This is a genomic window from Streptococcus sp. 2342, assembly GCF_013276795.1.
Classification (GTDB): domain Bacteria; phylum Bacillota; class Bacilli; order Lactobacillales; family Streptococcaceae; genus Streptococcus.
This window is the reverse complement of sequence record NZ_VMLR01000003.1, coordinates 424042-437187: the sequence shown is the minus strand read 5'-3', so window position 1 is coordinate 437187 and position 13146 is coordinate 424042. Positions and strand designations below refer to the sequence as shown.

10 protein-coding genes and 1 other RNA gene are annotated in these 13146 nt (G+C 40.3%); 2 read left to right on the top strand and 9 right to left on the bottom strand.

The features are described from left to right. Positions 1-22: 22 nt before the first annotated feature. The 7 genes from HT689_RS04610 to HT689_RS04580 form a co-directional block, all read right to left on the bottom strand. Positions 23-712, bottom strand: coding sequence for a response regulator transcription factor (locus HT689_RS04610; protein ID WP_153220775.1), 690 nt, complete (start codon positions 710-712; stop codon positions 23-25). Between the two features lie 11 nt (positions 713-723). After that, on the bottom strand, positions 724-2148 hold the full coding sequence (gene gndA / locus HT689_RS04605; RefSeq protein ID WP_000158778.1) for an NADP-dependent phosphogluconate dehydrogenase: 1425 nt from the start codon (positions 2146-2148) through the stop codon (positions 724-726). A 75-nt stretch (positions 2149-2223) separates the two neighbouring features. Beyond that, entirely contained in the window at positions 2224-3651 is a 1428-nt protein-coding gene (locus HT689_RS04600; RefSeq protein WP_173226295.1) for a cell division site-positioning protein MapZ family protein, read from the bottom strand. A 12-nt stretch (positions 3652-3663) separates the two neighbouring features. Beyond that, positions 3664-4821 (bottom strand): class I SAM-dependent RNA methyltransferase, encoded by a 1158-nt coding sequence (locus HT689_RS04595; protein ID WP_173226293.1) that lies wholly within the window; start codon positions 4819-4821, stop codon positions 3664-3666. An 84-nt stretch (positions 4822-4905) separates the two neighbouring features. Then, positions 4906-5286, bottom strand: an RNA gene (rnpB, locus tag HT689_RS04590) — RNase P RNA component class B. A 20-nt stretch (positions 5287-5306) separates the two neighbouring features. Further along, a complete protein-coding gene (gene gpsB, locus HT689_RS04585) occupies positions 5307-5648 on the bottom strand; it encodes a cell division regulator GpsB (protein ID WP_000146532.1) in 342 nt (113 codons plus the stop codon). A 69-nt stretch (positions 5649-5717) separates the two neighbouring features. After that, the gene (locus HT689_RS04580) at positions 5718-6245 is read right to left on the bottom strand and encodes a DUF1273 domain-containing protein (RefSeq protein WP_000179545.1); all 528 of its coding nucleotides are present in this window, start codon (positions 6243-6245) and stop codon (positions 5718-5720) included. Between the two features lie 66 nt (positions 6246-6311). Between HT689_RS04580 and recU the strand changes: the two genes are divergently transcribed. Next, entirely contained in the window at positions 6312-6908 is a 597-nt protein-coding gene (gene recU, locus HT689_RS04575) for a Holliday junction resolvase RecU (RefSeq protein WP_173226291.1), read from the top strand. Next, positions 6905-9061 carry a penicillin-binding protein PBP1A gene (gene pbp1a, locus HT689_RS04570; RefSeq protein ID WP_001040008.1) on the top strand — a complete coding sequence of 719 codons (2157 nt, stop codon included), beginning with the start codon at positions 6905-6907 and terminating at the stop codon, positions 9059-9061. Before recU ends, pbp1a begins: the two co-directional genes overlap by 4 nt. A 440-nt stretch (positions 9062-9501) precedes the next feature. Here pbp1a and HT689_RS04565 read toward each other — a convergent pair whose 3' ends face one another. Together HT689_RS04565 and glf are read right to left on the bottom strand one after the other, a co-directional pair. Further along, positions 9502-11481: a peptide ABC transporter substrate-binding protein gene (locus HT689_RS04565; protein WP_173253050.1), complete on the bottom strand. Its 1980-nt coding sequence runs from the start codon at positions 11479-11481 to the stop codon at positions 9502-9504. A 525-nt stretch (positions 11482-12006) separates the two neighbouring features. Continuing rightward, complete coding sequence (gene glf, locus HT689_RS04560; protein ID WP_173226287.1) at positions 12007-13107, bottom strand: UDP-galactopyranose mutase; 1101 nt, start codon at positions 13105-13107, stop codon at positions 12007-12009. Positions 13108-13146: the final 39 nt, after the last annotated feature.

Genomic DNA, 13146 nt, shown 5'->3' with positions numbered 1-13146 from the left:
TTACACAACTGCAACTGCTTTTCTATTCTTGCATGGTGTAACCAACACCACGCACGGTTTTAATGTAGCTTTTTTGACCTTTTACATCAAGCTTGCTACGTAGATAACGGATATAGACATCCACGATATTTGTTTCGGTCGCACTTTCATACTTCCAGACACTTTCCAACAACTGCTCACGAGTCAGAACTTTCTTGCTTCCCATAAGAGTAGCCAAGAGGTCATACTCACGACGCGTCAGAGCAATCATTTCCTCGCCACGATAAACGGTATGATGTTCTACATCCATACGCAGATTACGGTAAGACGTTGGAACCTTCATCTGACTACAGTGTTGATCGATGAAGTCCCGACCTCGGAAAATCGCTGAAATACGAGCTACCAGATTCTCAATAATAACTGGCTTATAGATGTAAGAAACGGCAAAGCGTTGGATTGTCTCAATCTGATCTTGCAATTCTTCACGATGGTCCAAGACCATGATCACTGAAGCTGGCTTAGTCCGACTCAGCTTGTCTGCAAAATCCTGGGCTGTCATATCCCCCAGTTGAGCATTCAATAAAATCAAGTCATAGTCTGTCTGAAGAGCCATGGAGAGGGCTTTTTGCCCCTCCTCAACCTGATCAACTCGGTATTGCTCTTTTTGGAGCTCCAAACTTAAAAAATGAGCTAGATTTCGTTCTTTCTCAAGTAATAAAATCCGTTTCCCCATGGCAGACCTACTTATTTTTCGTCATACCAAGAGTAGTGGAAGGTTCCTTCTTTGTCTTTACGTTGGTAAGTGTGGGCACCAAAGTAATCACGTTGCGCTTGGATCAAGTTAGCTGGAAGATCAGCTGAACGGTAGCTATCAAAGTAAGTAATAGCTGCTGAGAAGGTTGGTACTGGTACACCAGCTTGAACAGCAAGAGCTACGATATCACGCACTGCTTGTTGGTACTTAGCAGTAACATCCAAGAAGTACTCATCCAAAAGAAGGTTAGCAAGGTCTGCATCACGGTTGTAAGCATCTGTAATCTTTTGCAAGAAACGAGAACGGATAATACAGCCATCACGCCAGATAGATGCGATATCTGCAAATGGCAAATTCCAGTTGTTTTCTTTAGAAGCTACACGCAATTGCGCAAAACCTTGTGCGTATGAAATGATTTTTGAGAAGTAAAGGGCTTGACGGATCTTTTCAATCAACTCAGCCTTGTCTCCTTCAAATTTGAAGGCAGCTGGTTTTGGAAGAACCTTGCTAGCATGCACGCGTTCTTCTTTGTAAGTAGAGATGTAGCGAGCAAATACTGACTCAGTGATGAGTGACAATGGCACACCAAGATCAAGTGATGATTGGCTAGTCCATTTACCAGTTCCCTTGTTACCTGCAGCATCAAGGATGTAGTCTACGATTGGTCCATCTTGGCCTTCATCGTCTTTACGGCTCAAGATATCAGCTGTGATTTCAATCAAGTAGCTGTCCAATTCACCCTTGTTCCACTCAGTAAAGATTTCAGCCATGTCTTCTGCAGAAAGACCTAGCAAGTGTTGCATCAAGTCATAGCTTTCTGCGATCAATTGCATATCACCATACTCGATACCGTTGTGAACCATTTTCACATAGTGACCAGCTCCATCAGGACCGATATAAGTCACACATGGTTTGCCATCTTCTGGTGCCTTAGCTGAGATTTCTTCAAGAACATCCGCAACCAATTCATAGGCCTCTTTTTGTCCACCAGGCATGATAGAAGGACCTTCAAGGGCACCTTTTTCACCACCAGAAACCCCAGTACCGATAAAGTTGATACCTGAGTTTGCCAATTCTTCATTACGACGGATTGTATCTTTGTAGAAAGTGTTTCCGCCGTCAATCAAGATATCACCCTTGTCAAGGTGTGGAAGAAGGGCTTGAATTGTAGCATCTGTACCAGGTCCTGCTTGAACCATGAGCATGATACGACGAGGTTTTTCGATTGAGTTTACAAAACTTTCAACGTCATAGCTTGGTACAAAGTTCTTTTCAGGATGGCAAGCAATTACATCTTCCGTTTTTTCTTTACTACGGTTGTAGATAGCAACTGTATAACCACGAGATTCAATATTAAGGGCAAGGTTACGACCCATTACGGCCATACCTACGACACCAAAGTTAGCTTTTGTCATTTGACACTCCTCTTGTTTGATTTGTTTTATTTTATCATTTTTACTTTTGAAAAGAAAGAATTTTGTAACGACTGCTTAGTAGTCCAAGTCATCCGCATGACCAGCGCCATTTCCGACAAAGTAGCCTGTCTTACAGTTAAGGGTAAAGAGATAGGTTCCATCTGGCTTGTAGAGGTTGTAATAACCATTGCCATTAACGATATTGACACGTTCAAGGATATATTGGTCTCCAGTGATATAGCCACGTGAACGTGAAGTCGCTAGAATTTGTTCCAAAACACCATCCGCAAAATCCCAAGCAGAGTTGTTACTATCATCAATAGCAGACTGATTATAGGCAACACGACTGGCACTTCTTTGAACAGCAACCCCTGCACTCGAGAGACCCATATTGACTTCACTGCGAGTACTTCTAGTTTCATTTGAGGCAGCATTTGAACTACTTGGGCTTGTCTCACTAGTCGTATTTGAGCTTGTTTGACTAGAGCTTGAGCTACTAGTTTCACTTGAACTTGAGCTAGAAGTACTTGTTTGCTGGCTCTTACCAAGGCTGATAGCCTTATCTAGCACTTTATCAAGCTCCGTATTTCCAGTTTTAATATCTGTAAATTTAGCATCCGATTTAGCTTTGGCATTGGTATCCAACACACCATCCACAATAGCTGGTTTTTCAAATTGTGCATTGACATCTTGAATGGCCTTAATTTGCGTTGCTAGACTATCATATTTAGATTTGGCAAGCGTATGTTCACGACTACCTTCCAGCTTATCAAGTAAGGTCTTGAGTTGACTTAGTTTATCAAACTGGCTATTTTTCAAAGCCGTTTTATTGCTGTCTGTGTAGAAGGCGTCATAAAGTGTATTAAAATCATCCACATCCGATTGATTGGCTGTAGTTGATTGAGAAGTTTCAATTTCCTTGGTCGAGCGATTCACTTGACGATAGACATAATAAGCACTGACACAGATAACTACTGATACAAGCGCCAAAACGGTCAAAACAAAGCCTTTTTTGCTTTTCTTTTCTGAGTCTTCTTGTTCCAGACGAGAAAGACTCTGCTCCTCTTCCACTTCTTCAGTCATTTCTGTTGGATTTTCATCCTCTAGCAATAGAGGATCCAAGTCTTGCTCCTCATCGTCCAGAGGCAAGGGTGGTAAGATGTCTTCAGAAGATGGAACTTCCTCCGAAGAAGCTTCTGACTCTTCTACAGCCTCACGCACTTCTTGGATTAAATCATCCAGACTCTGAGTTTCAACTAGCTCCTCTTTTTTGTATTGACGAGTCGCAAACTTATCCGCCTCAATTTCATCTTTGTGTTGCTTAACATACTTGTCCAAAATGGAATCCTCAGGCAAGACTCCTGCTTCCACTTCTTCATTTTTACGAATAGCTTGACCAACTGTTAGCTCTTTTGCTTCATCAAAATCAAATCGCGGTTCTTGGTTTTCTTTTTGCGGTTCTTGGTTTTCTTTTTTATGACGATTCCGTCTTTTCTTACTCATGAGTATCCCTTTCTATTTTACCTCTTGCCGTTTGACACGCTGACCAAAATATTGATACAGATCCACTTTCAAGGTTCCGTTGTATAACTTACGCTTCTTATCTGCTTGGCTACCATACTTGCTTTCAAAGGCTTCATCACTAGTCAGGATAAATTTGCTCCAAGTTTTCAGTGGTGCAAATACCTGACCCATCGCAGCATAAAGCTTGGTCACCCCTGCATCATCTGATAAACGTTCCCCGTAAGGAGGATTGGAGATGATTACACCATTGATTTTATCGGAACGTAAATCCTGCACGCGCATCTGCTTAAAAGTAATATCCCCTGCAACACCAGCTGCCTGAGCATTGGCCTTAGCAATTTCCACCATGCGAGCATCAATATCACAGCCCATGATATCCAATTCCAGCTCACGGTCCACTTTTTTAGCCGCCTCTGTGCGCACTTCCTGAATCAAGCGATCGCTAATCCAGTTCCATTCCTCAAAAGCAAAGGAGCGACGAAGGCCAGGCGCCATCTTTCTGGCAATCATGACAGCCTCGATACAGAAAGTCCCCGAACCACAGGTCGGATCAATCAAAGGCTTGTCTGGATACCAGTTAGAAAGTTGCAAAATAGCTGCCGCCATGTTTTCCTTGATAGGGGCTCCCCCTTTTTCGGTACGATAACCACGTTTAAAGAGGCTAGAGCCTGTCGTATCAATCATGACAGTTGCCACATCTTTGAGAATAGAGACCTCAATCTTAAACTCTGGGCCATTCTCCATCAGAGGAACCCCTTCTGGGCGAGCATAGTGTTTCTGCAATTTCTTGACAACAGCTTTCTTAGAAATAGCCTGAACACTGGGTTCATTGTGAAGTTTAGATTTAACACATTTGGCTTTTGAAATTGGGAACCGAGCTCCGAGTGGTAAATAATTTTCCCAATCTAAAGCAAAAACTCCCTGAAACAACTCTTCAAACGTCTTAGCTGGGAACGTTCCTACGATGATCTTGATACGATCTGCTGCCCGAAGCCAGAGGTTGGTTTCGATAATCGCTCTCACGTCTCCTTGAAAACGCACACGCCCATTTTCAACCTGACAATCGTAGCCCAGCTCTCTTACTTCTCGTCCTACAACAGCTTCAAGACCTGCTGCCACAGTTGCAATTAAATTAAATTCTTTTTTCATGTTACAGTCTTGCAAGACCTTTCTATATGTCCACTTTAAAAAATGAGGTTGAGAAAATTTCTCAGCCCCAACCTATATGCAATTTTCTATAAGCCATGTTTTGTTCCAGAAGTGACTAGGACCACTTCCTTCGATAATCATCTGTCTACCACTAACAGCTCTAGCTGATAGCAGTCAGAATACTACGTTCGTTTCCGCGTACTCCATGCCCCGACCAAAATTTGGGTTGCTAGCTTGAGGGGTTTACCGCGTTCCACTCTCTCCGTTTCCAGAAAGACTCCGTCACTGTGGCACTTTCAAGCCTACTCTGACCTATCCAAGGACTTAGCCATTTCAACTGCCGTAACGATTTCTCGTCCCTAGGCTTATGGTTTCGCCTAGCACAAACACTACAGGCATCACAGCCTGTGCTAGCATGGACTTTCCTCATGAGAAGCAATTCTCCTCACGCGATTATCCAAAAATTGCATGTAACAAGACCTGAATTACAAATCAGTATTGTCTAAAATTTGTTTACCGAATACTTCTTTTTCAAGACGATTCAAGCGTTTCAAAATATCAAAATTCGTCATAGAAGATGAAGCAGCCACATCAATTGGATCTGGGTGACTAGGACTTGGAGCCGAACTCACTTGCGGTTTACGAGTTAATTCTTCCTTCAAATCCGCAATTTCCTGACGAAGTGACTTGACCAAGGCAGCATAGGTTTCATAGTCCTTGATGACATCGTCTAAAAACTCATCAACTTCTACCTTGCTATACCCACGAACTTCACGTCCAAACTCTTGTTCAAAAATATCTTTCGCTGAAAAAATAATACTTGCCATGTCTCTCTCCATTCTCGCTTGCTAGTATTATTATATAAAAAAAGGCAAACAAAAATCAAGGTCAAAGCTTCAATTTTCGGAAAAATTTTCAGCAAGTTCATTTAATTGATCAAATGTTAATCTCTTTATAAAATAGTCCTCTTGATTTTTCATCTTTTGGTAAAAATAAGCTAATTTCGTTTCATTTTCCTCATCATAAAAAAGATAAGAACTATTCGTATTTTCCAGTAAAAACTGCTGGTAGTCTCTTAACTGCCCCTTGTGTTCATAGCGAGGATAGGCATATTTGACAAAGTCTACCTGCTTAAAGCGGCTCAGTTTCATCTGATTGCCTTCATTCCAATTTTCCCCATGAGTTTCAAAAGCAAAAATGGTGGCCAACTGGAAACCGTACTCGGTTTTCATCTCCTGAGCAACCTCTAAAACCCAATATTCAAAACCCAAACTTCCTGTAAACACAAGCCAAGACACCCCATCTGCTGCCATAGCCTCTAAATCTTTACGTATTGCTTTTTTTATCAATTTAAGACGAGGATCCTTATCAGAAAATAAACCCAAATCAAAAGCAGAATAGCCTAAAACCAAAGCTGTAGCCATTTTTAACCCTTTCTGTGCAAATTTATGGTATAATAGAGTGATGTTATTGTACCAATAAGGAGAATTATGGTCAACTATCCACATAAACTTTCATCACAAAAAAGACAAACATCTCTTTCTCAACCCAAAAATTTCGCAAATCGAGGAATGTCTTTTGAAAAGATGATCAATGCTACCAATGACTACTATTTGTCTCAGGGCTTGGCTGTTATACACAAGAAACCAACCCCTATTCAAATTGTACGAGTGGACTATCCACAGCGAAGTCGTGCCAAGATTGTTGAAGCCTATTTTCGACAAGCTTCAACGACGGACTATTCTGGCGTTTATAATGGATATTACATCGACTTTGAAGCCAAGGAAACAAAACAAAAACGTGCGATTCCGATGAAAAATTTCCATCTACATCAGATTCAGCATATGGAACAAGTCCTTGCCCAACAAGGAATCTGCTTTGTCCTTCTTCACTTTTCTTCTCAGCAAGAAACCTACTTATTGCCGGCATTCGATTTGATTCGCTTCTATCATCAAGATAAGGGACAAAAATCAATGCCACTTGGATATATTCGAGAATATGGATATGAAATCAAGGCTGGTGCCTTCCCTCAAATTCCCTATCTCAATGTTATCAAAGAACATTTATTAGGTGGTAAAACAAGATGAACAAACCAACGATTCTGCGCCTAATCAAGTATTTGAGCATTAGCTTCTTAAGCTTGGTTATCGCAGCCATTGTCTTAGGCGGAGGAGTTTTTTTCTACTACGTTAGCAAGGCTCCTAGCCTATCCGAGAGTAAACTAGTTGCAACAACCTCTAGTAAAATCTACGACAATAAAAATCAACTCATTGCTGACTTGGGTTCTGAACGCCGCGTCAATGCCCAAGCTAATGATATTCCCACAGATTTGGTTAAGGCAATCGTTTCTATCGAAGACCATCGCTTCTTCGACCACAGGGGGATTGATACCATCCGTATCCTGGGAGCTTTCTTGCGCAATCTGCAAAGTAATTCCCTCCAAGGTGGATCAACTCTCACTCAACAGTTGATTAAGTTGACTTACTTTTCAACCTCGACTTCCGATCAGACTATTTCTCGTAAGGCTCAGGAAGCTTGGTTAGCGATTCAGTTAGAACAAAAAGCAACCAAGCAAGAAATCTTGACCTACTATATAAATAAGGTCTACATGTCTAATGGCAACTATGGAATGCAGACAGCAGCTCAAAACTACTATGGTAAAGACCTCAATAATTTAAGTTTACCTCAGTTAGCCTTGCTGGCTGGAATGCCTCAGGCACCAAACCAATATGACCCCTATTCACATCCAGAAGCAGCCCAAGACCGCCGAAACTTGGTCTTATCTGAAATGAAAAATCAAGGCTACATCTCTGCTGAACAGTATGAGAAAGCAGTCAACACACCAATTACTGATGGATTACAAAGTCTCAAATCAGCAAGTAATTACCCTGCTTACATGGATAATTACCTCAAGGAGGTCATCAATCAAGTTGAAGAAGAAACAGGCTATAACCTGCTCACAACTGGGATGGATGTCTACACAAATGTAGACCAAGAAGCTCAAAAACATCTGTGGGATATTTACAATACAGACGAATACGTTGCCTATCCAGACGATGAATTGCAAGTCGCTTCTACCATTGTTGATGTTTCTAACGGTAAAGTCATTGCTCAGCTAGGAGCACGTCATCAGTCAAGTAATGTTTCCTTCGGAATTAACCAAGCAGTGGAAACAAACCGCGACTGGGGATCAACTATGAAACCGATCACAGACTATGCTCCTGCCTTGGAGTACGGTGTCTACGATTCAACTGCTACTATCGTTCACGATGAGCCCTATAACTACCCTGGGACAGATACCCCTGTTTATAACTGGGATAGGGGCTACTTTGGCAATATCACCTTGCAATACGCCCTGCAACAATCGCGAAACGTCCCAGCCGTGGAAACGCTAAACAAGGTCGGACTCAACCGTGCCAAGACTTTCCTAAATGGTCTCGGAATCGACTACCCAAGTCTTCACTACTCAAATGCCATTTCAAGTAACACAACCGAGTCAGACAAAAAATATGGAGCAAGTAGTGAAAAGATGGCTGCTGCTTACGCTGCCTTTGCAAATGGTGGAACTTACTATAAACCAATGTATATCCATAAAGTCGTCTTTAGTGATGGGAGTGAAAAAGAGTTCTCTAATGTCGGAACTCGTGCCATGAAGGAAACGACAGCCTATATGATGACCGACATGATGAAAACTGTCTTAGTATACGGAATCGGACGTGGAGCCTACCTACCTTGGCTTCCACAAGCAGGTAAAACAGGTACTTCTAACTATACTGACGAAGAAATTGAAAAGTATATCAAGAACACTGGTTACGTAGCTCCAGATGAAATGTTTGTAGGGTATACCCGCAAATATGCAATGGCTGTATGGACAGGCTATTCTAACCGTCTGACACCACTTGTAGGCGATGGCCTTACGGTCGCTGCTAAAGTTTACCGCTCTATGATGACCTACCTGTCTGAAGGAAGCAATCCAGAGGACTGGAATATGCCAGATGGCATCTATCGAAATGGGCAGTTTGTTTTCCAAAATGGAGCAAGACCGACTTGGACTGAAACGACATCCCAATCATCTTCAACCGAAAGCTCATCAACAAGTGCAGAAAGCTCTACTAGTCAAGCACCAGTAACAAGTCCTGATGCTAGTACTAATGGTCAAAATCAAGCACCAAATGCACCAGGAGCCAATCAAAATCCAGCTCCACAGACTCCTCAAGTCCAACAACAACCACAACAGTAAGATGAAGAAAATCCTGAGAACTCTAAACTCAGGATTTTTTCATTTTCAAAATAAAATACAGAAATCAAGTAAAGTAGATTGAAATAAAAACTAAGCAAATTGATTGGGAAATTCAAATCATACTCAATGAAAATCAAAAAGCAAACTAGGAAGCTAGCTGCAGCTTGCTCAAAACACTGTTTTGAGGTTGCAGATGGAAGCTGACGTGGTTTGAAGAGATTTTCGAAGAGTATGAATTTCTAAAAATATTTTATGAGCTACAATATGCCGGTCTTGATTCAATACACTGTAATATTTGAAACAAGAGTGTACCGGTTCAGTGTCAACCAGCTATAGTCTACCATTCCTCATTTCACAATAAAACGCATACGATCAAGGCTTTCATCACCTGACAATATGCGTTTTGCTTTTAAAGACTTTTTGCTCAGTCTCTTTTTATCTTATTTCACATGTTTTGCGAGTTCTTCTTGCGCTTTTTTATTGGATTCTGCTTTTTCTTTCATCCATTTTTCTTGAGCTTTTTGGTATTCATCTGCAGTAACTGCCTTGTCTTGAATTTCAAGGTATTTATACAAGACTGGGTCACTTGTACCTTTATTTCCTGACAATGCAAATGGTATTGTAAATGGTACCATCTTAGACAAGATTGGACGACCAGTTTTAGAAGTTGTTGGGATGATCAAAGCACTGTCGGTCAACCAAGCTTGGGCAGCAGCATATTTTTCATAGCGTTTAGCAACGTCTATAGCCTCATCACCAGCCTCAGTAACCAATTTTTCGTAGTCATATAGACCTACTTTTTTAGCAGCTACATTATCTTCCCCTGAGTCAAATCCTAAATATGTTTTAGTACTTTCTCCTACAGAAGGTTTGATAATATCGAGATAAGTTGATGGATCGGCAAAGTCTGGACCCCAACCGACATTATCTGATAAATCCCAGTCTTCGCCAGCAGCATTTTCAGCAAATAGAGTTACATTAAGCAATTCATCTTTTTGCAATTGTTGGATATCAATAACGACATTATCAGTTCCTAAAGTTGCTTCCAAGGATTGTTTCATAGATTGGACGCGCTGAACTTTTGTAGTTGCTGTCTGATCAACAGGCATATCTAGGTGAATTGGGAATGTCACACCTTCTGCTTGTAAAGCTGATTTAGCTTTAGCAAATTCAGCCTTGGCTTTTTCTGGATTGTAGAGACCATCTTGTGAATCGGCAAGGTTCACATCCTTCCATTCATCCCCATAAGTCACCAATTTTTCTTTGACCATATCGCCAAAGTTTTTCCCATCTGCTTGAACAAATGTTGGTGGCACAAAGAGATTGCGCAAGATTTTGCTTGCTCCAGTTTCTCCATTCAACTGAGAGGCATAAGCTGTACGGTCAAAACCAAAGGCAATAGCCTGACGGAAATCCTTGTTTAAGAGAGCCTTTTTAGTAGATGTCTTTTGTTCTTCGCTAGTCTTAGATGTGTGCTTATAAGATTGACGATCAATATTTGTTCCCACTAGATAAGTCGTAGAGTCTTGTTGAGTATAGACAATATTGTCTTTCATACTCTTCTCGAGCTCTGCGAAACTTGCACTTGTTGGATAAAGACGAGCTGCTGTAAGGCTACCATCTTTAAAGTTTTCTGCTGGTTTGCTGGTATCTTGCCCATCCCAGAATGACAATTTAACTTTGTCAATATGCACATTGTCCTTATCCCAGTAGTTCGGATTCTTCGCAAATTCAACAGAGGATTTAGTCACAATGGATTTCAACAAATAAGGACCGTTATACAAGAGACTACTTGGATCCGTAGCTTTGGCAAAATCATCCCCTTTTGAATTCAAAAACTCTTCATTGACTGGCGCAAGCACACCCATGGTTGTTTTTGAGTTCCAAAAAGTTTCAGGTTTGTTCAAGGTGTATTGGATTGTTTGGTCGTCAAGGGCTTTAATCCCGACTTGAGCGAAGTCTGTGATTTCACCTTTGGCATAGGCATCCAGACCTTTGATTGAATCCTGTACCAAGTAAAGGGCTTCTGCTTTCTTATCTGTTGCATATTTAAGTCCTGTTACAAAGTCCTGAGCCTTAACAGGAGCGTACTCTTCTCCCTCAGATGTATACCACTTGGCATCTTGACGAATCTTATAAGTATAAGTCAAGCCATCCTTAGAGACCGACCAGTCTTCTGCCAATGAAGAAACAAGGTTCCCGTATTTATCATTTTCAAGCAATCCATCGATCACATTACTAGTAATCTCAGAAGTTGCTGCCTTACCAGTTGTCAAATAGTTGAGATTATCCGGATGTGTCTCGTAGGTAAATGCAAAGGTTTTTTCACCTTGAGCGCCTGAACCCCCAGAACAAGCAGCTAAAACACCAGCTGCTAATAAGGTTACTCCCGCAAGAGCCAATACTTTTCTTGTTTTCATAGTATTCTCCTTTGTTTTTTTATTCATTATAGACTCTTTTTCAAGTCCTGTCAATAGAATTTTCTGAATTTTTGAAAATTATTTTTTAAACAACAACTCTGAAAAAATATGAATAAGGTTAAATACTTCTTAACTAATTCACATAACAAAGGACTTATTGATACTATCTCTAAATATCAAATAGTATTCTGTTTTATACTTATTTAAAATCAAAAATAGTAGAAAATTCTCCTATTCTGAGAATATATATGATAGATTTTTAGCAAAAACTCTAGCATCGATTCCCTAGAATACAGGAATACTTATAAGAACTGTTGAATTTTAAAGTACATATTTGAGCTACGATATTCCTTGAGCAAACTGCCAACAAAAGATGTTCTTTGATTTTACATAAGTATAAATTGGTCATCTACATAAAACAAAAAGCCAACATAGATTCTCTTCTGACCGACAGAAAACAATCTTGTTCGCTTTACTTCTAAAAATCTTAAGTAGCAAAAATTCTAAAATTATAGAATCGTTGCATTAATATCCCAACTCTTCCTCTACAACATTCAGGACCCGTTCGATGACCACATGCATGTCATAGTATTTATAATCTGCTAAACGACCACAGAAAATGACCTTATCTTTCTGGGCTGCTTCTTCTTGATATTTAGCAAACATGGCATTGTTTCTCTCATCATTGATTGGATAGTAAGGTTCATCTCCACGTTTCCAATCAGCTGGGTATTCACGAGTAATAACCGTTTTATCTTGTGTTCCATACTCAAAATGTTTATGCTCAATAATGCGAGTATAAGGAATTTCTCGTTCTGTATAGTTTACAACGGCATTTCCTTGATAATTTTCCTCATCTAGAACTTCATACTCAAAACGAAGACTACGGTATTCTAACTCGCCATGTTTATAATCAAAATATTGGTCAATCATCCCTGTAAAGACAACTTTCTCAGCTGAAGCTTCTAATTCCTGACGATTGGCAAAAAAGTCAAGACCAAGTTCTACTTCCACATCCTTGAGCATATTTTCGATGATAACATTATACCCACCAATTGGAATACCCTGGTAACGGTCATTGAAGTAGTTATTATCAAAGGTTAAACGAACTGGTAAGCGTTTGATGATAAAGGGTGGAAGGTCAGTCGCAGAACGTCCCCATTGCTTTTCAGTATATCCTTTAATCAATTTTTCATAAATATCTGGACCGATCAACTTGATAGCCTGTTCCTCTAAGTTTTTAGGTTCAACGTCCTTCATATGAGCCGTTTGCTCAGCAATCTTATCTTTGACTTCTTGAGGAGTTTTTGTCCCCCACATAGCATAGAAAGTATTCATATTGAAAGGTAGATTATAAAGGCTACCCTTGTAATTAGCTAGAGGCGAGTTGATGTAGTTGTTAAATTCAGCAAATTGATTCACATAATCCCAAACTTTTTTATTAGAAGTATGAAAGATATGGGCACCGTATTTATGAACATTAACACCTTCTACATTCTCACAATAGACATTCCCACCAATGTGGTCACGTTTATCAATAACTTTTACTTTTTTTCCACGCTTGGTTGCTTCATAAGCAAAAATTGCTCCCGACAAACCAGCACCAACGATTAGATAGTCGTACATAGTCTCTTCCTTATCACTTATCTTTACATCTCCTTAACT

Coding starts and splice junctions, on each gene's coding strand:
- HT689_RS04610 (WP_153220775.1), bottom strand. CDS start 712: ATGGGGAAACGGATTTTATTACTTGAGAAAGAACGAAATCTAGCTCAT.
- gndA (WP_000158778.1), bottom strand. CDS start 2,148: ATGACAAAAGCTAACTTTGGTGTCGTAGGTATGGCCGTAATGGGTCGT.
- HT689_RS04600 (WP_173226295.1), bottom strand. CDS start 3,651: ATGAGTAAGAAAAGACGGAATCGTCATAAAAAAGAAAACCAAGAACCG.
- HT689_RS04595 (WP_173226293.1), bottom strand. CDS start 4,821: ATGAAAAAAGAATTTAATTTAATTGCAACTGTGGCAGCAGGTCTTGAA.
- gpsB (WP_000146532.1), bottom strand. CDS start 5,648: ATGGCAAGTATTATTTTTTCAGCGAAAGATATTTTTGAACAAGAGTTT.
- HT689_RS04580 (WP_000179545.1), bottom strand. CDS start 6,245: ATGGCTACAGCTTTGGTTTTAGGCTATTCTGCTTTTGATTTGGGTTTA.
- recU (WP_173226291.1), top strand. CDS start 6,312: ATGGTCAACTATCCACATAAACTTTCATCACAAAAAAGACAAACATCT.
- pbp1a (WP_001040008.1), top strand. CDS start 6,905: ATGAACAAACCAACGATTCTGCGCCTAATCAAGTATTTGAGCATTAGC.
- HT689_RS04565 (WP_173253050.1), bottom strand. CDS start 11,481: ATGAAAACAAGAAAAGTATTGGCTCTTGCGGGAGTAACCTTATTAGCA.
- glf (WP_173226287.1), bottom strand. CDS start 13,107: ATGTACGACTATCTAATCGTTGGTGCTGGTTTGTCGGGAGCAATTTTT.